This is a genomic window from Natrinema soli (assembly GCF_028618695.1).
This window is the reverse complement of the sequence record NZ_JAQIVI010000073.1, coordinates 1-25,276: the sequence shown is the minus strand read 5'-3', so window position 1 is coordinate 25,276 and position 25,276 is coordinate 1. Positions and strand designations below refer to the sequence as shown.

Below are 25,276 nucleotides of genomic sequence, written 5' to 3'. Positions count from 1 at the left end.
CAATTTGACAGACACAGTAGCGGTAGTTCTCGAATGTAGTGATTTGGCTGATAAAGGGGGTGACTTAGAATAGTTCGCATACTTCCCCGTAGCTACCTGACAAACGGTAAGTACAGGTCAAGCGGGTAACGGAGAAGCAACAAATCTCCCAGAGGCCTGTCAAGAGAATCCTGCTGAATATAGAGGATGAGTACAGCACGACGGCTCGCTTTATTTCACCATTTCATCTCTGATATACCCGAAAGAGAACCTGCGAACTTACCACCGCGAACCGAACAATGATGCCGACAATAACGAATACTTCGTCCATTCATCCGAGTAACGGTAGCTCGGATGTTCTTGCCGCATCAAGGGTGATAAATATATGATAGTCGTGAGTACTTCCGTATGAATCAGCCTTCCCATCTACTCACAGTGGCCGATCTCGATCTCGAAACTGTCGGAAGTCTCTGTGCCACTGCCACGCTGTTAGACCAGGATCATACGGGGAGAGCGGCCAACGTACATCTCTCTCGGCGCGTAGTCGCGCTGCTATTCGAACGGCCAAGTACCCGAACCAGGCTCGGATTTGAGTCTGGGATGGCCTCTCTCGGCGGACACGCAGTTTCCATGTCCGCAGACGAATTCCAGTTTGGTCGCGGAACCGAAGACGTAACCGACGCAGCTCGTGCAGTGTCGCAGTTCGTAGACGGAATAATCGTACGCACTGGAGATCATGAAACGCTCGAACAGTTCAGTTCAGCCGCTGAGGTTCCAGTGGTGAATGCGCTGAGCGATCGGGCCCACCCATGCGAAGCGCTCGCCGATCTCTACTTCCTTCAGTCACGATTTGAAACGCTTGATGAACTGTCGGTAACGTGGATCGGTGACTGTACAAACGTCGCTCGATCATTCGCCGCTGTCTGCGTTCTCGCAGGAATTGACGTCCGTATTGCTTGCCCACCGGAGCACCGATTCAACGATGAAACGACTGCACAGATCGAATCACTGGGATCGGGTTCACTGCGATTTTTCAACGATCCGATCAGTGCAGTCGAGGGGACCGCTGTCGTCTACACAGATGTGTGGACGAGTATGGGTCAGGAAGACGAGCGCGAAGAACGACTCGAAGCGTTCTCCACGTATCAGGTAAACAGTGACCTGCTTTCGTCCGCGCCGGAAGCGATCGTGATGCACTGTCTACCCGCTAACCGTGGCGAAGAGATTACGACTTCCGTACTGGACAGTGACCGTTCAGTCGTGTGGCAACAAGCCAGAACACGTCTCCCAATGCAGCAAGCGATACTCGAGTATGTCTGCACTTGACCGGAAGCAGCGCAACGCACTCGCCGCTTTATCAAGACTCCTAACAACATCCTCTTATTAATACTGGGTCTCTTTTGTCTTCAGCACGCAGTCCTTACCGGACCGACCTCCTGCACCGGTAAGTACTCGACCTATACTGAGCGTTCGACCTTTCGCATAGATCGCGCTCTACCGAGTGCCGCATTCGCGCTCTGTATTCAGCACGGCTCTCTCAATACTACTGATTGCTGATAGAAGAACCCGTGTTAGGTTCGCAGGTAGAGTGAACGGGTAGTTCAGTTCGAATGGGGCGAAAAGAACCCCATGCGGATCGTTCTATGACACCCTGTGATAAATCCTATCTCAAATCACGCTATAACGGTGAGAATTCAAAGATAGTACGCTGGCTCGCAAATAGGTGTATATACACGTACCTCGTATAGTAGCTGTGGATCTCTCCGCCACCAAGAACTGTCACTGCCTGGCCGCACGCCGCCGTGCACGCGAAATCACTCGACTCTACGACGAGAAACTCCGAACCCACGGGCTGCAGTCGACGCAGTTCTCCGTGCTCGCCGCACTGGCCCTCAAGGGCCCGACACCGCTAGGAGAACTCGCCGACCTCCTCGGTCTTGAACGTACGACGCTTACCCGGAGCGCCAATCGACTGGAAGACGAGGGATGGGTCACCGACGCCGAAGCGGACGACGCGAGAAAGCGCTGTCTGAAGCTGACGCCGGACGGTCGCAAGAAAGTCGAGAGCGCCTACCCTGCCTGGAAGAAAGCCCAAGATGAGGTGGACGAGCAGATGGATGGACTGGCGACGGAGTGAAGCCACAATAGGAGCACGACAATGCCGACAATTAACCGTCAAATTGAACCGAGAACAGGTCCGCCACGGATTAAATCGTCAGTACCTGGGGAGAGGTGACCCCATGCAGAAGATTACCCCGAACCTATGGTTCGACGGCAACGCAGAGGATGCGGTGAACCGGTACACAAGCATATTCGACGACTCGTCGATCGGACCCACCAGCCGGTACGACGAGGCGTCAGCGGAAGCGTCGGGCCAACCAGAGGGGAGCGTCCTGACAATCGACTTCGAGCTCGAGGGCCAGTCGTTCGTCGCACTCAACGGTGGCCCCCAGTTCGAGTTCACTCCAGCAATCTCGTTCATCGTCAACTGTCCCACGACAGCGGCGGTAGACGAGCTCTGGACGGAACTGGCGAAGGAGGGCGAGACGCTGATGCCCCTCGATTCCTACCCCTTCAGCGACCGGTACGGCTGGACAGAAGACGAATACGGCGTATCATGGCAGTTGATTCACGACAACACCATTCCGGAGCGGAAAATCGTCCCATCGCTGATGTTCGTCGGTGAGCGGTGCGGTCAGGCCGAGGAGGCGATGGAGTACTATACGTCGGTGTTCGACGACGCGGACGTCAACGACATCGCCCGCTACGGCCCTGACCAGGCGCCAGATGAGGAGGGGACGGTCATGTTCGCCGACTTCACGCTCGCCGGTCAGCACTTCGCGACAATGGACAGCGCCCAGGAACACGACTTCACCTTCAACGAGTCCATTTCGTTCATCGTGGACTGCGCTGATCAGGCGGAGGTCGACTACTACTGGGACGCACTCACGGCGGACGGCGGGGAGGAGGGGCAGTGCGCCTGGCTCACGGACAAGTACGGCGTGTCCTGGCAAATCGTCCCAGCGGTCCTGCCCGAACTCCTGCGTGACGAGGACGCCGAAAAAGCGAGCCGAGCCATGAAGGCGATGCTTCAGATGCAGAAAATCGACATCCAGACGCTGGAGGAGGCATCTATCGGGTAGAACCACCAGCTCCACCGAGAATCCGAGCACAACAGTCTCCGTTCCTTCAGATTCTCTCCTCGAGCGATTAGGTCCAGACGGTAAGTCCTTCGGACTCGAGTGGGGCACCAGACGGTGACGATCGACGCGCCGGAAGCGGCCGGCTTCGAATCGGGGACGTATCTCATCCAGAACTGGCGGCTGTCGTTCGCTGGCTACCAGGATGATCACTTGCGTGTCGAACTCGCAGAAGAGTAGCTACCCGATCTCAGCGGGTTTGAATGGGTCAGTAGGACGGTTTTAACACATTTGGAATCGAAGCAAGGTTGATATAGGACAGGAGGAGCATATTCACTGTCGCGTTCTCCTGCGCGACACGATCCAACCACCACCGAACCCCATTGGACCTTGTCTCTATTCCGCCCGGCGGCCATCCCCCTGGCCTATCCGGGCGGCATTTTGAGGTCCTCTCGAGGCGATTAAACGCTGAACGAGAGCTATCCGATCACGAAAGAACGATTTCAACTATCGGTGAGTCCTGCCCAAGATAATGAACACAGTACCAGTGATGATGAATGCGATCGCAACAAGAATTGTTGGGCTGTCGTTGAGATATCCAGCTGTCGCCAATCCGGCTATCATCAGGAGAAGCCGGCCAGTACCGTTTCAGTACGGAAGTCGAAGCCTCTGAATCAGAGCTCTCCGTGAAGTGGTTCTACCTCCACTTCACTACCTTGCACTACCACCTCGAAACCCGCATATTGAAATAGCACTTGGCTGCTTGTTTCGGAGCTATTGAACAGTGTATTCAATGCGTCTGGCTCTATCGTTTCGTATAGCGGCGGGAGGTCCAGCGGGTCACTGTCGGTTTCTTCTGCCACGGCTTCGATTACAGCGTTTACTGGCGTTTTGTTGGTGTCGTTCTCCGCTAAGCTCGTTTTCATTACTTGCTAGTCGGACAGTGATGTCCGTATTTCACTGGCTTCACCCTCTCCGGAGCTTATCTAGACCCCTGTGGGCTAATGTATGGAAGAGCAGTACTTGCTGTCTACGCCGAAAATGAACAACTGCATCGCGTGACGAAAATTGAGCTACAAGGTCTTGCGTTTCAGCCGTCGCAGTAAGATCGATTGCTTCTTCGTTAACTACCCAACCTATCTCACCGGTGCGTATCCGCACTGTGAAACACTACTTACGGACGACCGCACTCTCAGAACGGCTGTAACGTTCGAGCTAAGCGAAATGCCGGAGGGTGATCAATGACCGGCCCCTCGATCTACAATGCGGACGCGCGCAACCGCTACCCGTGCGACAACGATATTTTTGCTGACGCGCCGGAGAACCCGGTTCGATTCCTATCCCAATTCGAACTCGCGTGGAAGGGCATGGTCGACGGCATCAAGGATCTCGACCGTCTGGAAGCCTACCGATAGGCACAGAAACGCCACATCAATCGGAACTCGAGTACGGTGAAGGTCAACGTTCACAAGTATCTCGACGATCGCGAGCGCGAGCTGGCCGACGAACTGATCACGGCCGACCCCACCCCAAGACACGCCAGTCCCGGCCACCGACGGCGGTGAGCAAATCGCAGATTTGCAATCCTCGCCGGAGGATTGCTGCGGGGATTATCCATGGGGGCACCGTGGCGGCGTCCCCGCAGCAAGTTCTAGGACCTTTTTGCGGTATGTCCGGTGACCGTTTCTGTCATATATACTAAATATCTGTTTGCGCTCGAATAGCATTATAATGGGGTGCATTGGCAATCACCATATGGTTGGGAGAATTATTGCGATTTTCGTATTGGCATTGCTTCTACTGTTTCTTGCAGTAGGACCGATGATTGCTGAACAAATAGCCTTGAATGTGTGTAGGTTATTTGGTTAGGTACCTGAGCGTGTCAGAGAAAGCGTCACGTACGAGGTCGCAGGGCGTGGGAATCATGTCCAGCAAAACCTAGGCCCTACAAGACGTAGCTTCGGTAGACGACTTCTTGAATGTCGCGGCGACCGAGACAGTGCCGCTGTTTGAGCATTTTGCGTTCGAGTTTCTGCTGGAACACGAGTTCATCCCCCATCAGACTTCTTTCGCGGCTTTCTGCACTGCTACTACGAGGATGTCTACGGCACTTGCCCAGTCACACGAGAACTCCAGAAACTACCTACCTGGCTGAGTTGTGGCTTCGATCAACCACCGTCAAGAGACGCGGTCGATCGATTTCTCACTGATCTTGAACACAGCGACGACGCGAATCGACGACGGGTCTTCCGCACTCTCGAGCGATACGATGCCTGGAAACAGTACAGCGTGTTCGAACTCGAAATCTCGAAGACTAACTACAATCACATATCGAACCATCCGACGATGATTGAATTAGACTCTATCGTATCTGCAATTCCTGTCTCGATGCTACATCAGACATTGGTGCGTCGCCCGATAAAGACGATCACTCAAACATTGTCTGAAACCGCTGTTCATCGACTATTATAAACGGTGCGTATGAGGGTGGTCGACAAAGCAGGGATGACTTGTTGCCTCTCGAGAGATATTTATAGATCTTCTGTCGGTATTTATATCTCTCATCGAAGCGGGGAAAACCCAGAACGGGATTAAAACCCGGGCTCGCGTTCAGGATCGTGCGGAACCGAGTCAAAGTGGGGAGAAGGTGTAATGAATACGTAGGTTAGTGCTGGGAAGGTAATCCAGCAGAGAGTCTCAATTGGTGTCGATCATCTTTCGTCTCGGGCGTGTCTGCTGCTTTACGCCAATGTGTGGGTCGATCGGATCGACTGGCACGTCTGCCGAGTTCGACCAGTTCAAACAAAGTAGGGGTAGCACCGTCAATCTCGGTTAGGATATCCTGAATAAATGGCCAAGGGTCGTCACGGCTAAACACATCAAAATTTTGTTGTCTATAACAGGATAGAAGTATTTTATAGAGCGTTTCCATAAGTGATGGGCGTTCAACGAGTGCAGAGTCTTCACCCAAGAGACTTAAAACGTGCATCAATTCGCCCTTGAAATAATGACATCCAACTCCACGTTCATAGTTGGAGTTGATTTTATTGGTGCGATTCATCGCCATCTGCCAGTAATATTTTGGAAAATTCGCCCCCATCTGGACATTTGCCGAGAGAGATGTCCACATTCGTGGGTTAATTTCAGTAAGATAGAAGTCGCCTGTTTCCGGGTGGCGCATATACTCGATACAGGCGAGGCCGTGCCATTCCAGTTCCTCTAGTAGCGCCAATGCGGTGTCCTCCAGTTTAGGTAGATAAGTAGACTCGCGATAGACGCCACCTCCACCGGTGTAGGATGGGGCTCGTATCTGTTCATGGTGGAATGTCGAAAGTGGCTCACCGTGATCGCAGAGCGCAGCGAACATATATTCTTCATCGGTCGAGATGAATTCCTGAACGATAGGATTATGACCGAACGTAGTACGGAGTTCATCTACACTCACCACCTCTCCGGTCTGCACGTGTTTGACTGTCTTATTCCGATCTGTCTCGCCCTGAGGAACGGTGTCGACGTACTCGTTGACGAGAAGGTTGTATCGCGATTTAATAATCGATGGTGAATCCCATGTCTCAACTGCTTCGAGTGGGGTTGTTTTCGGCACTGGGACGCCAGCAGTTTCTGCAGCTGCTGCCAAGCGTACTCGATCATGAACGCGTTGGAGCGCCTCCATATTCGGCCAAGGGGTTGAGATATATTCGGCGAAAGCCTCTCGATGTTTTGAGAGAACGAATGCGTCTTCTTCCCGAACTGGAACGATCGTCCGGACATCCTCACGGCGGGCAAGCGCGAGTAGCGCCTTTGAATACATTTCAAGGTCTGTCGTCGGATCAGGGACAAGGACGGCTTCATCACAGTATTTTGAACTGAACGACATCGCGAACGGATCTTCAGAAACAACGATTGTGTGAACTCCGAGTGGGGACAGCGAACGAAGACAGATGCCAGTACTTGGGACGGCAGCAGCAGGGACAACAATTGACTCTTTTTCGGCAGGGACTCGGCTTGAAGCTGAATCACTATGGGAGGCCATTAGTTGTGTCGGTAACAGCTATGCCCTCGCGTATAGCCATTACTTACCAAAACTGCACTATCAGTCTAAATAATAGTATTTTTTACAATCTTTTCAGCACGTATAGTACCATTAGACTGAAATATAGGCTCGAATATTCTAGAAAATTTGATTCTTCGATTTATTCATTGATACAATGGCGTCACTTATCGAGAGTTTAGGCGGTCAAGACGAATGTTTTGGGGGTTAAAACCGACACGCAGAGATACAAGCCATTAAGAAGACACATTTTTAATCAAGAGACAGTGATGGATTACAGTCACCGCTATCCTGCAAACTCGACACAAGAGGTAGCGGAGCAACTGAAACATTACATCGACGTCATCCGTCTTTAGCTACTTGACTTCGCACGTTAGACGAACATGCCGTCGATTTGGTGCAGTAGCTCGTCGATGCTGCGGTACGGACTGGTCAGTGCCCACGAGAGAAGATTCTGAACGCTTTCACGAAAGGATCGTTTGACGTCGTTTCGGAGTGAACTCGCGTGTCCAAGAATCGTTCCAAGGGTGCTATGTGCAGCACCGGACTTGAGGAGACTGTAGGCCAGCATCAGCAGGTGCCAGTCGGCACTGGCACCTGCGGCGTGCCGTAACTTGCAGTCGCCAAAACCAAGGTCCTGCTTGGTGTCCCTGAAGAACGTCTCTACTCGCCATCTCATCGCGTACAACTCGATGAGATGGCTTGCCGGTGCGTCGATTTTGTCCGACACGATATACTTCACGCTCGGTTCCTCGTCTTCATCGCTTGATTCTTTCTCAGTGATCAGGAGTTTCACTTCTCCAAGACGACCGACATCACGTTTCTGTGTCCAGATGTGGTAGATGTCGCCGTTAACGGTTCGTGGGACTGTGTCGATGCGCTGGCTGAGCGCATCGACACGGATTCGGTCACCGCCATAGCTGACGCGTGTATCACTCTTGACGGCTGAAACCCATTCCTTCCCATACTCTTCGAGATGGGTGACGAACTCCTCGGTACTGTAGAACATATCAAAGAGATAGGTGTCCCGGCGGACACCTATCTCGATGAGTTCGTCAACAAGTTCGATAGCGAGTTCAACGCGGCGTTTGTTGTTTTCTTGTAGAGGCGAAAGCCTAGTGGTAGGTGGTTTTCTCGTCGGCGTAGAGTGCGTAGACGATGTTCTGTCCCCAGATGTAGTGTGGATACCGTGGTCGTAGTATTTCCCTGCGTGAGGGATTTTCTTGCCCGTTTTGTGCGTGAAGGTGTCGTCGATGATGACGACACCTTCACTGCTCCATCTCGTGTCATCGGCTTGTTGGAGCAGCGCGAGGCGTTCTCTGTTGAGCTGATCTTCGTCCCAGTCGTACTCGGTGAGGAACTTGTTCAAAGCACGTTCGCTCTTGGCCAGGAGAACGATGTTCGAGATGCCTTGAACGGTCTTGTTGCTGGCCGCAACAAGACCTGTCACGTAGGTTTTGGCGTGGTGTTTCTGCCGCGTCGAGAAACACTCGAATTGGTCGATTGGTTCAGTACACGATAGGAACGACGTTATCGGCAGCATCCACCTTTCACACGCTCTATACGGGCTCTAACGATATAACGTGCGAAGTCAAGTAGCTAAAGACCAATGCTGTACGGTGTAGTCCATTCCAGCAGCTGAGCGGCCCGCTCTGCTTTGGCAATAAAAACCGATTTCAGTGTCGGCGGCTGGTCGACTTGGGTCGCTTCAAGTACTTTGTCTGGCAGATTAAGTGTGTCTGTGGGGACGTCGTCGTCCGCGAACACAGGAACATGCTGTTGATCGACCTTCATCACGAGCGGGTGGTCAAGCCGTTCAAGTCCCTTGTCGGTGGCATATACCTGTTTGTTTGCTTCTACGTGCTGGTCGCAGTCCATGACAACGTGGTTACCGTCATACGGTTCGACGTAGAGTTGGCCAATGTAGTAGCCGGCCGAGAACTCCTTGAACATTGCTATAGTGTAACACACGAGGGGCGCAGCATTAAAGTCGCGGCGCACATCAGGAATTGATACTGCGGTCAGCAGCGTAGGCTTTTAGTGTAACCAATTTGTTATATAGCTACTTATTGGGAATATATGATTTCTGGATATCATCGAGGATCTACGGACGATAACCGGTCGCGCTTCGACACGGAGTTACAGAAAGAGGCGGAGCAGTGGAGCGAGTTCGCAGTTCACTCGGCCGACACCGCTGTGCCAGTCAAGGGGTAACGGATCGATAGGTGGACGCCGATGTGAACGGCTATCAGGCCTTCTTCTTGCCCTTCTTCTCTTTCTTGTTCTTATCACCTCCACCTTCATTGACAGCGCTTGCTTCGGCCACCTGTACATTCCTGTTCAGCTGGTAATTTAGCTGTTCAGCCACTGCATCGCCGCTGTCGGCGGCGTATGCGATCGCGCCGTTCTGTTCGTTGACATTCAGTTGTTCGATGAACTGTAGTTGGTTGATTTCAGCGGTAGCCACCTGCTGTGCGTTCTCGTTGTTACCGCTTTCGTAGGCAACCGCCCACGATTCGTCGCCGTTTGTATTCTCTCCGCTCACCACTGCGGTCGCGCTACAGTGAGAACCTTCGACGTTCAGCGCTTCCGCGGATGCAACCTGTGCATTGAGGTTCGCCTGGTAACTTTCCTGTCGAGCTGTCGCGGTGCTATCGTCGGTTCCGACGGCGATCGCAGCGTTCTGTAAGCTAATGTTCTCTTGTCCGACGCTTTGAACCTGCGCGATATTCGCGGACGCTTCCTGGCTGTTCGATTGGGACGAACCATCATCGGTACGGTTCATCTTCTCGTCTGAGAATTCGCCGACCATGTCCGCGTTAGCGATGACTTCATCGGCGGACGTCCACTCAAAGTTGATCGCGGTCGCGTCGGCGACCTGCTCGTTGAGGTTGGACTGTGAACTGACTTGGTATGCCTCCGCGACGCTGCCGCTACCGACGGCGATCGCGATTGCGACTCCCTGCTCGCTGACGTTGAGCTGGGCCACCTCCTGCCACTGTTCGATCGATGACATTGCCTCCTGACTGCCAGCTATCTCCTTGCCTTTCTTCTTCTTCTTCTTTCGTTTCTTTGCTTTCTTGCCTCCGCCGATGTTCACTGCGGCTGCCTCGGCGTGCTGGTAGTTCTCGTTCGTCTGCGCACTCTGCTGGTAGGCCCCAGCGTCGCTGCCGTCTTCAGCGATGGCGACGGCAGTGCTCTGGCTGCTGTAGTTCAACTGGTTGACCTCCTGAGACTGCTCGATTGTCGCCTGGGCAGACTGCTCGCTCTGGTAGGTCTCATCGCTCACAACCCAGCCGTTGAATTCTCGGTATCCGGTCTCCTCGGCGAAGACGATGTACACGGTGCTAACGTCGTTGAACGTCTCACTGTTCTCCGTTTCGGAGATGTTTATCGACTCAGCGCGTCCCTCTTGGGTGTTGCTGTTGTTCTGGTCGGCCTGCTGAATTGCCGTCGCCTCTCCGCCATCGATAGCGATACTGACGGCGTTGGCCTGCTGATTGACGTTGAGCTGGGAAATGTCCTGATATTGAACGACTTGGGCGGTGGAATCTTGCGATCCCTCGGCGATCTCGTCTTCGTGTTCGGCGACCCACGCGTCGAGATCGTCCTCGGACGAATCGGCACCGAAGACCAAGTATACGCAGTCACCGTCGACATCGTGCGTATTACCCTTATTCTTAGCATCGTCCTCGTCTTCGCTCGCGTTCGTGCTGGCAGTCGACATGCTAAGTATGCCAACACCGAGTCCTGTTCCCGCGATCCCTTTGAGATAGCCTCTCCGTTTTAGCCCGTCCCCGTTCTGTTGATCTTTTACCATAGCGCGTCTTAGTAGATACGAAGTAGGTATTCTGTTATTGACTGTAACACGAATATAATAGTGCAGCTACCGTGTATTTGCACAATCGCAACTGAATAGCTATGACGGCAGAGTGTGTATTCTTCTATCTAATAGTCCAGACAGGACGAATTTACGCGCGAGTGCGATGACAGTCTAATTACAGAATAATCACAGGCTACTCGGCGTGGAACTCCTGGGCAGGACTGAGCGCTTATCGGCCCCGTGGTCGTTCGCGGTGAAGATGCCCATCGACTTTTCCGTCCGTATTTCGAGGAAGCGCTCGAGAGGCCAGCAGCGGTCGCTGATGACGCTCTCGAATTCGCTGTCCACGTCTCCCTCTCGTCGGTCGATCGAACGGGCTACGCGATGGCTGCGACGCGGATCCTGCAGACCGAGAACCTCCGACCGACTCGAGACAGTATCTCGCTACTACAGGCGGTAGTCAGTTCACCATACGCTGCTGCTCGAGCACTGTACCAACTCGCCGGCGAAGACGAGAGCCGAGAGCTCCGGCCGGACGAACTCCGCTACGCGTTGAGTATGCTCGAACCCCAGCAGTTGCTCGCCGATCTTCCACCGACAGTTGGCCGAATCGTTCAGATGCTTCTCACAGCCGAAAACCGCCTGTCACAGCGTGCCCTCGCCGCCCGAGCGGGCGTCTCAGCACGGACCATCCGGAACTATCGCAACCGGCTCGAGGCACTCGATCTCATCCATGTCGACGAAAACGGATATCGTCTGGCGCTCTCGTTTCAGACGGCTGCTGAGCGCCGCGATCCCGTTGTTCCGACCATCCTCGAGGAGAACCAGACGCTACTCGACGCTGCTGATGCGTTCCTCGAGACAATCCTCCCGCCAGAGCGATACGGTGATCCCGACGATCCACTCGGTGGTGTGCTGTTTTGGCCACCGGATCCGTCGCGATTACTCGATCACCACCGAGTTGGCCCGTGGCTGCAACTAGCAGCTGCGCTCACAGTAGCAGAAACTCCCGGGAACTGCCGCGTTGTTCAAATGGGCCCACCGCTTAAGCAGCAAGCGCTTTGCACTTGACACCCTCTCGCGCCTGAACAGTCGATGGTAGCACGGTTCCTTTATCTGAATTGGAGGCGCTAAAGCACCGCCGTTAGGGCGGAGAGACAGCGCTGTCATCGTCTTGCAGCCATCCGTGTTGGGAATCTGATATCACCAGATCGAGAGTGGGAAAACGGATCGAAGAGTACACAGTGGTGCCGATGACAAGGCTGAGCGATCGAAGCGTGAGCTCGAGGCCGAAGCGGTCGGCTACATCGTTGAGCGGTACTTCGAGTTGGATACCAGTAGGTCAGCGTTCTACCTTGCCCCGCGGCACGATGATGAACCAGAGACGATTCTCGATCAGCTTGAACGAATCAATTCGACCGCCTAAGAGACCATCGACATCGTCAGCAAGGAGACAGACGGTGAGTGATCGACCGCTTCTGCTCGAGATCATCAATGCACTCGAGTGCGACTCGTGCATAGCGATTTATTGTGCTACGAAGATGTCATAGAACAGTTCGCACACCTTTGGTGCGCTACCACTGGATCGTTTAGTGCAGAGATAGCGTTATCGTCTGCTTTCACGTAATCAAGATGTATGAACGATAATCATACGGACGACACGACTGGAACGCTCGTCGTTGGAACACAACTCAGCCTCGATGGCGTGATGCAAGCACCGGGGGGACCTGACGAGGACCGAGACGGTGGCTTCGATCAGGGTGGGTGGTCGATGAACTACTGGGATGAGGAGATGGGCGAGGTCATGGACGGCCAGTTCGCCGAGGCGGACGCGCTGCTGCTCGGCCGAAAAACCTACGAGATCTTCGCTTCATACTGGCCCAACGTCGAGGAAGACGATCCCATGGCGACGAAACTGAACAGCATGCCCAAGTACGTCGCTTCCAGAACCCTCGACGCGGTGGAGTGGAACAACTCGACACTCCTCTCAGGCGACGTTGTGGCGGCCGTCGAGAACCTCAAAAAGGGCGGGGACGTGATCGTGATGCAGGGGAGCAGCGACCTGATCCAGACGCTGCTCGCACACGACCTCGTCGACGAGTTCTGGCTCTGGACCTTCCCCCTAATACTGGGGGACGGGAAGCGGTTGTTCGGCGACGGGACGATTCCTGCGGCCCTCGAACTGACAACTGCTGAGACGTCGAGCACGGGGGTCCAAATGCTCCGATACGAGCGGGCGGGCGAGATTGACCACGGCTCGTTCGAATTGGAAGATGTGGCGGAGTGAGTAGTGGAACTTTCGCATACCTACGGAGCAGCCGGCTCACTGCATGTCGGGTGAAAGCAATTCCTTGTGAATAGTTCTATGACACCCTCACAACACCGGATAAAACATGGTTCAAATTGTGAAGATTATTAGATATAGAAATCTATAACTTGTGGTTGCTTTATTGAGCCAGAAATGGGAGGGGAATGCGGAAGATAATACCCGGCACTTCTTCATAATAATGACAGAATTACCAGAACAGGCTGAAACAATACGAGCTCAACTGTATCTTCGTCAACGCACTTCTTCGGAAATCATACAGCAACTCAAAAAGACCGTCACTCGCGTGCGACGGTTAGAGGCAGATGGGATTGCCAACGTGGAAATCAAAAGCTGGACAACTGTAAACCCTGCTCTCGAAGAACTCACCGATTCCGGGCCATCAGTTTCACTCACAGTCAAATCGTTTCAGGCATGGGCTGATCGCGAGGGATACACGCTGCGTCCAGCATTTACACAGCGTGAAACTACGTCCCTGATCAGTTCTCAACCAGCCGTGGAGATTCAGGTACCGATCGTCTGTCTGGCTGTATATGAGGATGACGAACTCCGTTGTGTTGCTCCATGCTCAGATGGTGATCGGACATATTCCGTTGAGATGTGTCTCGCCGCGCTCGAGGCCGGGCTTACTGACCCATTTGCGTTTCAGGAGCATCTCGAGCCGATACTCGAGGATACGATGGAAAACGGAGATGAGAACGGAAGCTGAGCCGACATTCGACCGAGAAGGTCATGAAATAGTTTGAATGTCAGTTTCCTTGTGCTGAGATATTAGGTGCTGGACTATCTCCTCCTGTGTACGTTCTTCTAAGAAGGTCTTCGAGAGTCGCTCTTCGGTAGTCTAGCGGAATACATTGACAGCGATGCAATCGACGAGGCCGCGTGAATCGGTGCCCCAGAAAGGGTGTGTGAGCGGAGGAATCCGTAGGTGCGAGCGGCCTGCTCCAAGCCCTGCTCGGAGAGGCCGCGGAACTTCGCTAACCACGGCTAGAGCGGCGACCAGAGACACTCCGCTTGGTTCGTATGGACGCTATCTTCGGAGACATATCCTCGTTGTGGACAATGTACCGGTGATCGTGCTCCATGCCTCGGTAGGCTGGCAATCCGTCAGTCCAGACATCAACCAGTCAAATACGAGTCTCGTTCTCAACGCTGTCGCTGAAGACGACCAGTTCAAGCTCGAAACCAACGATAACAGCTGACCTACGACCGCGATTGTAGAAATTTAGTGAAGCGAAATCGCGTTGCCAGTCTAGCTGTTGTTCTTTCGGCCGGGGACGCCGTAGTCGATGTGGATTTCCGGTGTGCTCGGTGATTCAGATGCTGGAGTTCCGTTCCAATCGAGAACATGGACATTCGCTAGTTCCCCAGAAAACTGGAACCGATGGACGCCGGTTTCGATCGTCCCCTCGACAGCATGTTCCGAAACCACTGTGGTTTTCTCAAGCGAGTCAGCCTCAACTGGTTCGATGTCACCATCGACGCTAATTTCGTAGTTGGATGGCACTCCACGACCAATTATTGTAACGATATTTGTCATTGTTCTCTCACTTGGCATACAGTGGTAGACTCAATTTTGCCAGTATAAGCCTTCTCATTGGCAAAACGGTCGGAATTTCCAACGGTCTCGAACGAACGAATATGGATGCATTACAACTCGACGTACTGATCTTCCCATGCTTGTCTATCCTGGATCGCTTGCTCTCCTGCGTCGCTGATCGCGTAATAGTTCGTCCGCCGGTCGAGTTCCCCCTTCTCGACCAACTCCTTGTTGACAAGCGTGTCGAGGTTGGGATACAGCCGACCGTGATTGATCTCGCTCTCATAGTACCCCTCTATCTCCTCTTTGACATCTTGTCCGGACGGGCGATCGGCACCTGCGATCACGTACAGGAGGTCTCGTTGGAAGCCGGTGAGGTCATCCATATTACGAGAGTATTCAATGTGGCTGTATTTGACTTCTTTCCATGGAGAATTGTATGTCTTCGCACTGTGAAGGTAGAAGAGTGCCATAGAACGATCCGCATAACGTTATTTTCACCCAATCTGGTTCGAACTATCCGTTCACTACACTTGCGAACAGAGCATAGGTGCTTTGTTAATACCGTACCAGAACAGTCGTATGAAAGTCTCACTATAGGTGACGCTTAGAATTCGTAGTGCGCAATCTCATCTGATTCGCAGGTGAAACACATGTTAACGTCTGTTGAGAATTTCTGCCCACAGTTACGACATTCGTACATTGTTGTTTTGCTGGCTCCCCTTTTCCACCGAGAATCCTTCCGTAATAATTTAAGTGTGCTCATGTCTCTACCCCTCAATTATGAATATTGGTGGTGAATGGCTATCAGTGATTTCCACGATTATGTCGAATATTCTATTATATGGTCAATCACTCCAGAACAATACTTTTCTCATCTGTACTGAACGATGTGTGCTTCATCTGTGCTGAACGGCAACTACGTGTACATACTTAGTGAATTATGCACTTATCAGGAAAATATTAAAGATCCTACACTACGTCTTGTTCTATATGGCTAATACAACGGTCGGTCCCAGACGTGTTGCCCGAATCGCTGCTGGGTTGGCCGGTCTGGCTGGAGCATATGGATTTCTCTATCTAATGGGTGCATTCGGTTCAGTCTCGTGTCATCAGACAAGTGGAGGTGCCGAAGGATGTATAGCTGGTATCGACTACCTTGTCGGGAATGCTGGTGGCAATGCGTCCACGCTGTTCTTCTGGGCAACTCTCCTCTTAGGCCTCGTCGCTATCGGCGGAATCGCTACATGGACCAACCACCGACGTATAACATGGGGAACTGCACTTGTTAGCGTAGGTATCTCCGTCTTTGGCCTCTGGTTGGGATGGTTTTTCATAGCCTCGGCAGTTGGCTTGTTAACCGCTGCGTTAGCCCTCAGCGTTGGCGCACGGCATGATAATAATGGCGACCAAATGGTACCCTCCATAGGTTGAAAATCGTCTTTCTCTTAGGGTCATGTTTTCCAAATAGCTATTTCACTGAAAAGGTCGCACACTACTTGCTCTGTACTTACCGTTTGTCGGCTAGTCACAGAGAGAGGATATGGGAACTTTTCTATGACACCCTGTTTACAACCTAATACTCAGAAGCTGAGACTGGTGTTCTCAATGCATAGCTGGTAGTCAATTCACTTCGATTGCTACTCCGTGATCAGTCCGACGACGTCAGTGACGGTGAACAGGTGAAGATCGTCCCGTTCCGATCCGGCCTCCTTGACTGCGGACGAGAATCCAGACCGACTGAATAGCGCATACTGGTACTCCGGGTCACCACCGCTGTCTGGGTGCCAGTCCACTTTCAGAGCTTCAGATTCGAGTTGACTGAGGACATCGTACCCAACTGCGTCCTGTCGGAACTTCACCTCACCGACGAGGAGTGTCTCTCCATTCGTCGGAGCAACGATATCGATCTCGCTTCCACTACCATCCCACCAGTTCCCAGGTTCCTCTACGAAGCGATACTCGTCGCCGAACGCGTACAGGACAGCGTGTTGGCACAACTGCTCGAACGTCCCACTGACGAAGTCTGGCAGTTCTGGGTCGATGAGGTCGGTGTAGGCATCCTCGCCATATACCTCGTACCGGGCTGTCCGCCCATAGACGAATCTGAACCAGAACCGGAACAATGGATCTGTGATCATATACCGACCTTTCCGGCTCCGATCCGGATCGACGGTGACTGGGTAGTCTCGTTCGATAATTCGCAAGTCATTCAGTCGATCGAGATAATAGCCGACACTACTATTACTGATTCCGGCACCCTGGGCGACTTCGTTCTTGACTCGGTTTCCTTCCGCAAGCGACTTCAATATCGCAAAATAACGGTCGACCTCATCCAGTTCCCGGTGGAGCACGTTTTCGGGCTCCTCGTGGAGCCCTCCGTCACGGCGTAACAACGTTCTCGTGACGTTCTCCTCGAGCGTCTCGTTGTCTTCGACGGCTCGCAAATACTCTGGCGTCCCGCCGAAGACACCGTAGGTCATCACCTGGTCAACGGGGGGATACTCGGGAAAAAACGACATTGCAGCCCCGAAGCGGAGCGGGCCAACTTCGATCTCCCCGTTCGGATTCTTGGCGACGCGACCGTACAACGGCGCTGTTCCTTCAAGGGCGTACTCGTGCATCATTCCGATAGCGGACCCGGTCAGCACGAAGGTCGTCGCAGTTTTCTCAGCGGTATGATCCCAGACGCGCTGCAGGATCGACGGGAGTGCGTCCGTTTGCTCGACGAGGTACGGGAACTCGTCGACAATGATGACTGCATCCTGCTCGGCAAGAAATTCGAAGAGTGGCTCCCACTCTTCACGGATCCGTGTGATCCCTGGATACACCTCGGCAGCGTCGTTGATGAACGAGGAAATCTGCTGGTCTGCAGTCCCTCTAGTCGCCTGGTAGTAGATGGCGCCGTCGCGATCTCGGATCGACTCGATCGCGAGCGTCGTTTTTCCCATCCGCCGTCGCCCCCAAACTACTGCCAGTGCCGCGGTATCGCTCTCGTAGAGCTTACTGAGGCGTTTCAGTTCCCGTTCCCGATTTACAAATCCAGTCATTGTGTCCGCTTCGAAGGGGACACGTAAAACTGTTCCTCTAAAGGAGTTTGAGCTAACTTAGTTTAGACTAACGTATCTCGGGCACCCTTAGACGAGTTCTTGACGCTGTAGTGTTTCAGCGCCAGCTAGTACGTCCCAAGTCTGCTCTGACTAGTAGATCTTCTTAGAAAATCGAACGTGACACGAGTTTTAGAAAGGAGGTGTTCTAGGCAGTCCACGTTTTGGACGGTACTAGCGGTGGCGCGCGCTGAATGCGCGCAGTAGCGCGCAGAACGTGCGAGGGACGAGCGATGCGACCACAGGGAGCGAAGCGAGGAGGCTGGGGAGGACGCGAGCGAAGCGAGCGTGTGGTCGGACACACAAAAAGAGGGAAAGCTATGCTATTCCTGGGTCCACCACTGGCCGCGCTCGGGGAACTCGAGGCGGCTCCAGCCGGTCACGGCCAGGTTGCATCGCTCGTTGTGCCAGTTCTTCGCCGCGTTCCTGATTCGTACCGTCTCTCCCTCGCTCACGTTCGTCTGGTAGGAGTTCTCCCAGATCGTGACCTTCATCTTCTCGGTCTCATCCGCGATCAGCCCCACTTGGCTGATCGACGACTTCGAGGGTTCCCATAATTTGATGATCTCGCCTTCCACGTCCACTTCGCCTGCCTCCACCTCCGGCACGTCTGCAATGTCCACGATCGTCCCCGACTCGGCCTTCACTTCGTCCATCTCCTCGAGGGTTGCGTCGATCATCGACTTCCCGTCGGTCACCTTCTCCGCCAGTCCACGGCTCACCGCCGCCCGGCTTGGACCTCCACGAACCGTCTCCGTGATTCGCACCGATTGTGTGTTGACCTCCGCCAACTGCTCTTGCTCCAGCTCCGAACGGGGATCCACCCGTTCGACCCGCCGCTCTCGGCGCTGCTCGGCCACGACCTCTCGCGTCCGCTTCTCTCGCCCCTCCTGCGTTCCGAACGTCGCCTTCGCACTGATCAACTCGAGTTCCTCCTCTCGAGCCCGAATCCGCTCTTCCTGTGCCAGTGGCAGATGTCCGAACTCGTTCTCCTCGCGTCCAACCACCGTCTCCGGGTGGTTCGTCTCGACTTTCGTATTGACCTCCTGATCAACCGACGCCGCGAACTCCGGCGTCTCGTCCACGATGTCTTCCGCGAACGGATCTTCCACGTCGACGTCCACGTCCGTCTTCTCCGCAGCCGCCTCTTGGTTGACACTCGATTCATCCGAAGTTTTATCATCTCGGAAGTTCGTAGAACTCATTGCAATTAACCCGAAGGCGCTTTCCAACGCGTCTTCACCTTCAACTCTTCTGAGTCCCAACTGTGCTCGTCTCCTGCAACCGCTCTCGCTCGCGCCTTCAGGTCCCCTGAGGCGCGAGTAGAGCGGGACACCCACCCCCACCATCCAGCACCGCGCGCCGAGACGACCGGCGCGAGCGTCCAGCGGAGTAACCGTGGGGGGTGAGCAGCGACGCCGCGCAACCCCCCGCGGTTACCCGCTGGCGTCGAAACCAGAGCCCGGCAGCACAGCGACCACCGGGAGCGAGCAGCCCGGAATGGACGGTCGCGAGCGATGCAGAGGGAGGGAAGGCGAGCGGGGCGTGCTGTCTCGTTCACACCAGTCGAGGGATAGCTACAGCATCCCCACCTTCAGCTCAGCCTGGTGGGCTTCGAAAGGGCGAGGTCGACTCGGTCGTCCCCCGCCGACGTCTCCGCGAGCATAGCGAGCGGAGGCCAGCGAGAACCGCGGCTCTCGCCCAGCAAGCACCGCAACGGCCGAGCATTGCGAGGGAGTGAGGCGCGCAGCGAGGCGCGGGATGCCGAGCGTCCGAGGGCTTTCGGTGGAAGTGTACTCCTCTCTTCTCGAGCAATCTCCTCAACGGCGTTGTTTCCCGCACAACCATTGTTCTGACTCCACCCCTCCGTCACGATCTTCACTCTCCTTCTGCCCTCCTCTCCTCGAGCGTCACCTCCACGCTAACCACACTTGTCCTACGCAATCCGAGCAATTCACACATCCATCCGCACTTCCGCAACATCGTCTTCGTCTCTCCCTCAACGTACCAATGTACAACCATCCCGCGAGGGAGTCATAGAACGATCCGCATGACACTCTTTTCACGCAATCTGGAGCAAACTATCCGTTCACTACATCACCTGTACTGACCGCTCGCTACGGAGTCCAATAGAGCTGTGACCGATTCTATATCACGCTCGATTAAGAGTTAATATGGGTATCAGCAGTTTCACCACTCCCTGGTTGAGTGAGAAGATTCGTTTCCTCCAAGAGCGCCGTTGCTATCTCGATTCGTTTTCTGTCTGCGTCAGTCAGTTGATCACCCTCGAGATGGTTGAGTTGGCTGAGTGTACGATGTAGTCTGTATTCTGGTATATTGCGTGGATCCATTCGACACGCCCCGGCTACTGCGCGGATAAACATGACACGCCAAGCACGGAGGGACTGTCCTGTTACCGGTCTGATGGCAGGTTGCTATCCAATTGACCGTTCTTTGCGGCGTGAGACTTATGCGTACAAGGATATGATTGCACCGGAAGACACATTATTCTGTGTTCCCATAGAATTCTGTATGCCCAGTATCACGGTCAACGTAGATGACGATCTCAAAGAACGAATGGAAAACCATCCAGAGATCAACTGGAGTGAGGTCACGCGACAGGCCATCCAAGAGAAGATTGAGGCACTCGAAATGATGGACGAACTCACCAGTGAGAGTGATCTCACTGAGCACGACGTTCAAGAAATCGCCAATAAGATCAACGAACAAGGACGCAAGCGCGTCGAAGAAGAGTCGGCGTAGACTCGACGAATGAAGCTGGTCATTGACGCCAACGTCGTCATATCTGCACTCATCGCTGATTCGAAAACACGGGAACTCATCGTCACACTCGAACCGGACCTCTTGACACCCGTCTTTGTTTATGACGAAATCGAGAATTATGAAGACCTGATCGTGGAGAAGTCCGGAATGAAACCAGGCCGAGTAGTACAGTTCATCGACCTCTTGTTCCAGTACATTGAGGTCGTTTCTGCCGACGACTTCTATCCGGCTATCGAGACAGCGCAAGCGGCAATCGGAGACACTGACCCTGACGACGTGCTGTACCTTGCGTGTGCGATCGCCAGTGATGCTGCCATCTGGAGCGACGATTCTGATTTCGATGAACAGAACCTGGTCGAGACGTACTCGACGAGTGACGTGATTGGTTCATTTGACACGCTCTAACTCGGCATATTAGTCTCTTAGTTTCACTCTGGAGTCGGCCCATAGCGCGGCATCCCGCAGACCTGACACTCCCAGATTGTATGGCCGGTCCACGTTTCGTCGGGAAACGATTCATGAGCACTAAATCGATGGTCGGTTGTGCGATCGCACTGGTGACACTCGAGGTGTTCTTTGGTCGGAATGCCACTATCCGGATGATTAGCTTCACTCCCTTTGGGTGCCTGCTGGAGTGCAATTGCTGGGACTAGCCACGCATTATCGTCGGCGTTGACAAGTAGCGTTGCGAGTCGCTGCTCGTCGCGAATGCCGGACCCACCCTCGTCGTAGAGGTACGTTGTTGGTTCGCAGTCGCTATCCACCGCTGATTGTGGTTGGTTAATCCACGTTGTTCGATCACGAGCCGCTACGAGAAGCTGTTCACCCTCAGTGGACGTAATTCGTACTGCAGCAGGAAGCACGGGCCACTGGTCGGTCAATTGAGTTGCGGGCTTGTCCTCGAGATGGTTCGTGAGACAGAACAAGCACTTGGTCTGGGTAGTGGATCGTGTTGTCTCACATCTTGATACAGGTTTCAGTTCGGTAGAGAAGAGCTAGCAATGAGGCCACTTAGACGCTACTAGTCGCGGAGTCCTGCTTCTCGAGCCATCTCCTCGACAACATTGTCTCCGTCTCAACCATTGTTCTGACTCCACCCCTCCATCACGATCTTCTCCCTCCTCTCCTCGAGCGTCATCTTCACGTCAACCCCACTCTGCCCTACGTAATCCGAGCAATTCACACGTCTATCCGCACTCCCGCAACATCGTCTTCGTCTTTCCCCAACGTACCAGTGTACTACCATCCCGTGTGTTCTGTCTTCTCGAGCGCCCCGTTCACTACCGACATCGCTCCCGCCGATTCTCCACACCGCCTCCTCTGCCAGAACCGTCCAGCTGTCCAACACTCGGACTGCTATCGAAATGATCGCCACCTCGATTGTCACCGATGAGTACCGCTGTTCCAGCTGTCCAACACTCGGATCGCTCTCGAGTAGCAAGGCCACCAGACCGAGAGGGACCAACCTTACACACAGGAGGGGAGCATAGAACGACTCGCAATCTTCTCTGTGACTACCCGCCGAACGGTAAATACAGGGTAGGGGCTTATCGTTCAAAGATTAACGCATAATGATACGGTGGTATCTCGATTTGCTCGACCAGTGTAAGGTCAGCTGATTCCTTGACTAACTCCTGGGCTTCAGTAGGGGAAAGACGCAACTCGCTTGGTGGGCCTCGCGGCTCGCCAGCGACTGTCGTCGTCTCTTGGATGAGGTCTCGCCAGTTGATGACGATGAACCGTCCGTCGTCGGTAAGAACATCGACGACTCCTTCGACGAATGTTGTCGGGTTATCAATTCCGTGGAACGTATTCGCTATCAAGGCAACATCCACGAGGTCGGGCAGATGGTCTGCAAGCGAGCGAGCGTCGCCATGAATCGAAACGACGTTATCGAGTTCCTGTTGGTTAGCGAAATGTTCGAGTTCCTCAAGGAGCGACGAGTCGAGGTCAAGGGCATACACGGGGGCAGGAGCCATAATTCGGGCAGCGGGTAACGTGAAGTAGCCGTTCCCACTTCCGATCTCTACGAGAGCGTCCCCGGTCGAGAGCTCAAGTTCGCGGAGTGTTTCGCCGGGTGTCGGCCACAGTTTGCCCCACCAATCCCAATCTGGCTGCCGTGTATTTTGGAAGCGGTTCATACGTCACGGTTCGTCCCCTGAGTGTAAATCCCGTTGGTGGAACATCGGACTCATAACTCCAGATAGAGAACACAGTGCTGATGACGACCATCGACTCCGAAACGCTACGAGAACGGTTGGAGAATGGCGATGACGTATGTGTTGTTGATATTCGTTCAGAAGAAGACTATAAGGAAGACCATATCGAAGGGAGTCAGAACCAGCCTATTCGAGAAGCACTTCTTTCGGGGAATGTTGAGGAAGCATTAGCCAAGTTAGATCACCTTCCAGACGAAGAAGAACTCGTCATGGTTTGCGACGCAGGTGTTGCTTCGACGGAGACTGCCCGTCAACTCCAAGACCAAGGTCGAGATGCGAGTGCCCTTGATGGGGGTTTGACTGCATGGAAACGTGACCAAGAGTAGTCGATAAATACGCAGTCCTACATACTGGATATTCGATGGCATGCTCACACTGGGGAAAGCCCGGCAGCACAGCGAGCTCGAAGAGAGCGAGCGAGCAGCCCGGAACCTGGAGGTGGGCAGGTGATCGTGGGAGGGCGGTGCTGTGTGGTCCACCCGTCGTCCCTCCCACTATACTCATTTCATCTCACCACTCTCGTCCTCCCACTCACTCAAACCGCACTGCCCCCTATCTTCTGTACGGCTTCCGGATCCAGGACTTCATCGAACTGCCCCATGCTCGCAGCTGTACTCGGATCGCTCGTCGCAGATCCTGCCGTAGCACCGCCACTTCCGTATAGTACGATTGCGCACCTCTCGGCAATTCGTGGAACCGTTTCTGACACTCGAGACACGTGTACTCGAACTCTGCCCGGACGTTGTTCTGGTGTCCCTCGAGTTCACCCCCTTCGCTGTAGTGGAACTCCTCGTACACGAGCTTCTTCGAGACGAACTCGCGACCGTCACACCGCGGACACTGGTCCATCATCAGCGGCTTGTCTGCCCCCTGCCTCGAGACAATACTCGAACTCATCGATGCAACCTTTGCCTGCTCACCCTCACTACTCTCCTCACCATCCTCGGCTGAACTCTCGGCTTCGTCCGCTGCTGTGGTGTCAGCCTGGCCGTCATCTTCTGCGTCTTCCTCGCCTGGCGCTGCTCCTTCTTGAACCCAGTCGTCAAATTCCTCGCTCAGGATCTGATCATCGTCCTCTGCGTCTTCCGTCTGATGTTGATCTGTCCAGCTCATATCCCGCTCACCCCTCTCAGGTGGGCGAACAACACTGCCGTCGCGATCACCTAGCCTGACGTCCTCCTAGCTGCTCTTCACTCACCACCGCCCTCGAGTCCCACCTCACCGTCGACGTCCTCTCTATCCTCGAGCTCTCTTCCATATTCCCCGTCATGGGCTGGCTCCTAACTTGTACGTTCCTCCCACTCTCACCTCTCCTCAGCTTCATCTCCAGTCCCCTCCACTCCGATCACCACATTCCACCCTGTTCTCCGCCCTTCACTCGTTCTCCAGACCTCACTCTCTTTTCTCCCTCTCGCCTCGAGCACCATCCTCTCTCTACTTCTCCCCACCCTCTTCTTTCTCTATTGGTCCCTCACATTCTGCTCTCTTCTCAACTTTCTCTCACATCTATTACCTTGTCTCACACCCCGTCCCCTCCCACCTCTCTACCGCTCTCCACTCTCCCACTGATCGTGTTCTGAAAATGCTTCTCACTCCTCTCTCATTCCCCTTCCGACTACCCCCTTGTTACTGCCCCTGCCTTCCACCCGTTCTACACCCAACTCAATCCCTCCATTCTCGATCCGCACACTCCTCCAGACCGCACCTCCAGTTTCTGATACATACACCTCCCCTTGCCCTCTGAACCCTCCACGTCTCACTACCCGTCGCGCACACCTCTGTTTCTGCACAAACCCCCATTCCTTTGGACGAAAAATCGTCATTCACGGCCGGCCTTACGGCCTTACATCTATTTAAAACCCTGTCACGCATATCTAAGGGCGTTATTGTGTGCGCGACGAGTTCGGGTTTCGGGGCTGAAATCAAGAACGTGCGCGACGGAAGGGTGAAACCGCCGATATTGGGATGATCGGTGTGTTATATTGAATGAAAGTAATAATCAGACAGTCAATTTTGGAGAAGAGTTCCGTACGTAAAACCCGTCAATTAGGGTTTTCAGCAGTTTCAGCCCTCAGGTCGTGCGCGACGGGATGTGTCTATCTTATATGTAGTTAGAATTAATACATATAATGTTACGCATATATATCGGGGAAGTGGCACAGAATCCTGATTTTAAATCCGTCATAGAATGGTAGAATAATATCCATGTAGATGGGGGGCTTTTCTTCAAAAATTTTGGTACTAAGAGTGTGAGAAAAAGTCGTCAGTCTGCTCGAGTTGGTCGTACATTTTGTCGGGGAATGGGAG

24 protein-coding genes and 4 pseudogenes are annotated in these 25,276 nt (G+C 53.8%); 14 read left to right on the top strand and 14 right to left on the bottom strand.

Features of this window, described 5'->3' with window-relative positions:
• Positions 1-387: 387 nt before the first annotated feature.
• The 4 genes from argF (at position 388) to PGX04_RS04420 (ending at position 3,359) form a co-directional block, all read left to right on the top strand.
• On the top strand, positions 388-1,305 hold the full coding sequence (gene argF / locus PGX04_RS04435; protein WP_273737400.1) for an ornithine carbamoyltransferase: 918 nt from the start codon (positions 388-390) through the stop codon (positions 1,303-1,305).
• Between the two features lie 427 nt (positions 1,306-1,732).
• The gene (locus tag PGX04_RS04430; RefSeq protein ID WP_273737399.1) at positions 1,733-2,116 is read left to right on the top strand and encodes a MarR family winged helix-turn-helix transcriptional regulator; all 384 of its coding nucleotides are present in this window, start codon (positions 1,733-1,735) and stop codon (positions 2,114-2,116) included.
• Positions 2,117-2,219: 103 nt separating this feature from the next.
• Positions 2,220-3,122: a VOC family protein gene (locus PGX04_RS04425; protein WP_273737398.1), complete on the top strand. Its 903-nt coding sequence runs from the start codon at positions 2,220-2,222 to the stop codon at positions 3,120-3,122.
• 99 nt (positions 3,123-3,221) lie between these two features.
• Entirely contained in the window at positions 3,222-3,359 is a 138-nt protein-coding gene (locus tag PGX04_RS04420; RefSeq protein WP_273737397.1) for a hypothetical protein, read from the top strand.
• A gap of 434 nt (positions 3,360-3,793) precedes the next feature.
• Here PGX04_RS04420 and ddfA read toward each other — a convergent pair whose 3' ends face one another.
• Positions 3,794-4,045, bottom strand: a complete 252-nt coding sequence (gene ddfA, locus PGX04_RS04415) for a DdfA family disk-determining factor (protein WP_273737396.1) — start codon at positions 4,043-4,045, stop codon at positions 3,794-3,796.
• Between the two features lie 315 nt (positions 4,046-4,360).
• Between ddfA and PGX04_RS04410 the strand changes: the two genes are divergently transcribed.
• The gene (locus tag PGX04_RS04410) at positions 4,361-4,534 is read left to right on the top strand and encodes a hypothetical protein (RefSeq protein ID WP_273737395.1); all 174 of its coding nucleotides are present in this window, start codon (positions 4,361-4,363) and stop codon (positions 4,532-4,534) included.
• Between the two features lie 560 nt (positions 4,535-5,094).
• Positions 5,095-5,444: pseudogene (locus PGX04_RS04405) on the top strand (CRISPR-associated endonuclease Cas2); the annotation flags it as partial.
• Between the two features lie 340 nt (positions 5,445-5,784).
• Here the strand turns inward: PGX04_RS04405 and PGX04_RS04395 are convergent.
• The 4 genes from PGX04_RS04395 to PGX04_RS04380 form a co-directional block, all read right to left on the bottom strand.
• Positions 5,785-7,152 carry a carboxylate--amine ligase gene (locus tag PGX04_RS04395; RefSeq protein WP_273737394.1) on the bottom strand — a complete coding sequence of 456 codons (1,368 nt, stop codon included), beginning with the start codon at positions 7,150-7,152 and terminating at the stop codon, positions 5,785-5,787.
• Positions 7,153-7,543: 391 nt separating this feature from the next.
• Entirely contained in the window at positions 7,544-8,713 is a 1,170-nt protein-coding gene (locus PGX04_RS04390) for a transposase (protein WP_273737393.1), read from the bottom strand.
• A 56-nt stretch (positions 8,714-8,769) separates the two neighbouring features.
• Positions 8,770-9,123, bottom strand: a complete 354-nt coding sequence (locus tag PGX04_RS04385) for a DUF5802 family protein (protein ID WP_273737392.1) — start codon at positions 9,121-9,123, stop codon at positions 8,770-8,772.
• 295 nt (positions 9,124-9,418) lie between these two features.
• On the bottom strand, positions 9,419-10,897 hold the full coding sequence (locus tag PGX04_RS04380) for a hypothetical protein (RefSeq protein WP_337959444.1): 1,479 nt from the start codon (positions 10,895-10,897) through the stop codon (positions 9,419-9,421).
• Positions 10,898-11,233: 336 nt separating this feature from the next.
• On the opposite strand from PGX04_RS04380, the gene PGX04_RS04375 reads away from it, so the two are divergent.
• The 4 genes and pseudogenes from PGX04_RS04375 to PGX04_RS04360 all read left to right on the top strand — a co-directional run bounded on the left by PGX04_RS04375 (position 11,234) and on the right by PGX04_RS04360 (position 14,028).
• On the top strand, positions 11,234-12,064 hold the full coding sequence (locus PGX04_RS04375; RefSeq protein ID WP_273737390.1) for an HTH domain-containing protein: 831 nt from the start codon (positions 11,234-11,236) through the stop codon (positions 12,062-12,064).
• Positions 12,065-12,230: 166 nt separating this feature from the next.
• A pseudogene (locus PGX04_RS04370) lies at positions 12,231-12,419 on the top strand (DUF955 domain-containing protein); the annotation flags it as partial.
• A 210-nt stretch (positions 12,420-12,629) separates the two neighbouring features.
• Positions 12,630-13,280 carry a dihydrofolate reductase family protein gene (locus PGX04_RS04365; RefSeq protein WP_273737389.1) on the top strand — a complete coding sequence of 217 codons (651 nt, stop codon included), beginning with the start codon at positions 12,630-12,632 and terminating at the stop codon, positions 13,278-13,280.
• 220 nt (positions 13,281-13,500) lie between these two features.
• On the top strand, positions 13,501-14,028 hold the full coding sequence (locus PGX04_RS04360; RefSeq protein WP_337959445.1) for an HTH domain-containing protein: 528 nt from the start codon (positions 13,501-13,503) through the stop codon (positions 14,026-14,028).
• Positions 14,029-14,160: 132 nt separating this feature from the next.
• On the opposite strand, the pseudogene PGX04_RS04355 reads toward PGX04_RS04360, so the two are convergent.
• Positions 14,161-14,446, bottom strand: a pseudogene (locus tag PGX04_RS04355) (IS1595 family transposase); the annotation flags it as partial.
• On the opposite strand from PGX04_RS04355, the pseudogene PGX04_RS04350 reads away from it, so the two are divergent.
• Positions 14,432-14,521 (top strand): annotated as a pseudogene (locus PGX04_RS04350) (Lrp/AsnC family transcriptional regulator); the annotation flags it as partial. The pseudogenes PGX04_RS04355 and PGX04_RS04350 overlap by 15 nt on opposite strands.
• Before the next feature lie 50 nt (positions 14,522-14,571).
• Here PGX04_RS04350 and PGX04_RS04345 read toward each other — a convergent pair.
• The 5 genes from PGX04_RS04345 to PGX04_RS34990 all read right to left on the bottom strand — a co-directional run bounded on the left by PGX04_RS04345 (position 14,572) and on the right by PGX04_RS34990 (position 20,317).
• Positions 14,572-14,877 (bottom strand): hypothetical protein, encoded by a 306-nt coding sequence (locus PGX04_RS04345; protein WP_273737387.1) that lies wholly within the window; start codon positions 14,875-14,877, stop codon positions 14,572-14,574.
• 92 nt (positions 14,878-14,969) lie between these two features.
• On the bottom strand, positions 14,970-15,245 hold the full coding sequence (locus PGX04_RS04340; protein WP_273737386.1) for a PadR family transcriptional regulator: 276 nt from the start codon (positions 15,243-15,245) through the stop codon (positions 14,970-14,972).
• 1,254 nt (positions 15,246-16,499) lie between these two features.
• The gene (locus PGX04_RS04335; RefSeq protein WP_273737385.1) at positions 16,500-17,909 is read right to left on the bottom strand and encodes an ATP-binding protein; all 1,410 of its coding nucleotides are present in this window, start codon (positions 17,907-17,909) and stop codon (positions 16,500-16,502) included.
• 380 nt (positions 17,910-18,289) lie between these two features.
• Positions 18,290-19,171 carry an SOSS complex subunit B family protein gene (locus PGX04_RS04330; protein WP_273737384.1) on the bottom strand — a complete coding sequence of 294 codons (882 nt, stop codon included), beginning with the start codon at positions 19,169-19,171 and terminating at the stop codon, positions 18,290-18,292.
• Positions 19,172-20,128: 957 nt separating this feature from the next.
• Positions 20,129-20,317, bottom strand: coding sequence for a DUF8012 family protein (locus PGX04_RS34990; RefSeq protein ID WP_273737383.1), 189 nt, complete (start codon positions 20,315-20,317; stop codon positions 20,129-20,131).
• Between the two features lie 181 nt (positions 20,318-20,498).
• Between PGX04_RS34990 and PGX04_RS04320 the strand changes: the two genes are divergently transcribed.
• Both PGX04_RS04320 and PGX04_RS04315 read left to right on the top strand, forming a co-directional pair.
• Positions 20,499-20,729: a hypothetical protein gene (locus PGX04_RS04320; protein ID WP_273737382.1), complete on the top strand. Its 231-nt coding sequence runs from the start codon at positions 20,499-20,501 to the stop codon at positions 20,727-20,729.
• A gap of 9 nt (positions 20,730-20,738) precedes the next feature.
• Positions 20,739-21,155 (top strand): PIN domain-containing protein, encoded by a 417-nt coding sequence (locus PGX04_RS04315; RefSeq protein WP_273737381.1) that lies wholly within the window; start codon positions 20,739-20,741, stop codon positions 21,153-21,155.
• Positions 21,156-21,825: 670 nt separating this feature from the next.
• Here the strand turns inward: PGX04_RS04315 and PGX04_RS04310 are convergent.
• Positions 21,826-22,197: a hypothetical protein gene (locus tag PGX04_RS04310; protein ID WP_273737380.1), complete on the bottom strand. Its 372-nt coding sequence runs from the start codon at positions 22,195-22,197 to the stop codon at positions 21,826-21,828.
• Between the two features lie 100 nt (positions 22,198-22,297).
• Positions 22,298-22,891, bottom strand: coding sequence for a class I SAM-dependent methyltransferase (locus PGX04_RS04305; protein ID WP_273737379.1), 594 nt, complete (start codon positions 22,889-22,891; stop codon positions 22,298-22,300).
• An 80-nt stretch (positions 22,892-22,971) separates the two neighbouring features.
• On the opposite strand from PGX04_RS04305, the gene PGX04_RS04300 reads away from it, so the two are divergent.
• Positions 22,972-23,295, top strand: coding sequence for a rhodanese-like domain-containing protein (locus PGX04_RS04300; protein WP_273737378.1), 324 nt, complete (start codon positions 22,972-22,974; stop codon positions 23,293-23,295).
• Between the two features lie 226 nt (positions 23,296-23,521).
• Here the strand turns inward: PGX04_RS04300 and PGX04_RS04295 are convergent, their stop codons facing one another.
• Positions 23,522-24,082: a hypothetical protein gene (locus tag PGX04_RS04295; protein WP_273737377.1), complete on the bottom strand. Its 561-nt coding sequence runs from the start codon at positions 24,080-24,082 to the stop codon at positions 23,522-23,524.
• Positions 24,083-25,276 lie beyond the last annotated feature (1,194 nt).

Bases quoted from the DNA above. Each gene is read 5' to 3' on its own strand.
- argF (WP_273737400.1), top strand. From the start codon at position 388: ATGAATCAGCCTTCCCATCTACTCACAGTGGCCGATCTCGATCTCGAA.
- PGX04_RS04425 (WP_273737398.1), top strand. From the start codon at position 2,220: ATGCAGAAGATTACCCCGAACCTATGGTTCGACGGCAACGCAGAGGAT.
- ddfA (WP_273737396.1), bottom strand. From the start codon at position 4,045: ATGAAAACGAGCTTAGCGGAGAACGACACCAACAAAACGCCAGTAAAC.
- PGX04_RS04410 (WP_273737395.1), top strand. From the start codon at position 4,361: ATGACCGGCCCCTCGATCTACAATGCGGACGCGCGCAACCGCTACCCG.
- PGX04_RS04395 (WP_273737394.1), bottom strand. From the start codon at position 7,152: ATGGCCTCCCATAGTGATTCAGCTTCAAGCCGAGTCCCTGCCGAAAAA.
- PGX04_RS04390 (WP_273737393.1), bottom strand. From the start codon at position 8,713: ATGCTGCCGATAACGTCGTTCCTATCGTGTACTGAACCAATCGACCAA.
- PGX04_RS04385 (WP_273737392.1), bottom strand. From the start codon at position 9,123: ATGTTCAAGGAGTTCTCGGCCGGCTACTACATTGGCCAACTCTACGTC.
- PGX04_RS04380 (WP_337959444.1), bottom strand. From the start codon at position 10,897: ATGTCGACTGCCAGCACGAACGCGAGCGAAGACGAGGACGATGCTAAG.
- PGX04_RS04365 (WP_273737389.1), top strand. From the start codon at position 12,630: ATGAACGATAATCATACGGACGACACGACTGGAACGCTCGTCGTTGGA.
- PGX04_RS04360 (WP_337959445.1), top strand. From the start codon at position 13,501: ATGACAGAATTACCAGAACAGGCTGAAACAATACGAGCTCAACTGTAT.
- PGX04_RS04345 (WP_273737387.1), bottom strand. From the start codon at position 14,877: ATGCCAAGTGAGAGAACAATGACAAATATCGTTACAATAATTGGTCGT.
- PGX04_RS04340 (WP_273737386.1), bottom strand. From the start codon at position 15,245: ATGGATGACCTCACCGGCTTCCAACGAGACCTCCTGTACGTGATCGCA.
- PGX04_RS04335 (WP_273737385.1), bottom strand. From the start codon at position 17,909: ATGACTGGATTTGTAAATCGGGAACGGGAACTGAAACGCCTCAGTAAG.
- PGX04_RS04330 (WP_273737384.1), bottom strand. From the start codon at position 19,171: ATGAGTTCTACGAACTTCCGAGATGATAAAACTTCGGATGAATCGAGT.
- PGX04_RS34990 (WP_273737383.1), bottom strand. From the start codon at position 20,317: ATGGATCCACGCAATATACCAGAATACAGACTACATCGTACACTCAGC.
- PGX04_RS04320 (WP_273737382.1), top strand. From the start codon at position 20,499: ATGCCCAGTATCACGGTCAACGTAGATGACGATCTCAAAGAACGAATG.
- PGX04_RS04315 (WP_273737381.1), top strand. From the start codon at position 20,739: ATGAAGCTGGTCATTGACGCCAACGTCGTCATATCTGCACTCATCGCT.
- PGX04_RS04305 (WP_273737379.1), bottom strand. From the start codon at position 22,891: ATGAACCGCTTCCAAAATACACGGCAGCCAGATTGGGATTGGTGGGGC.
- PGX04_RS04300 (WP_273737378.1), top strand. From the start codon at position 22,972: ATGACGACCATCGACTCCGAAACGCTACGAGAACGGTTGGAGAATGGC.
- PGX04_RS04295 (WP_273737377.1), bottom strand. From the start codon at position 24,082: ATGAGCTGGACAGATCAACATCAGACGGAAGACGCAGAGGACGATGAT.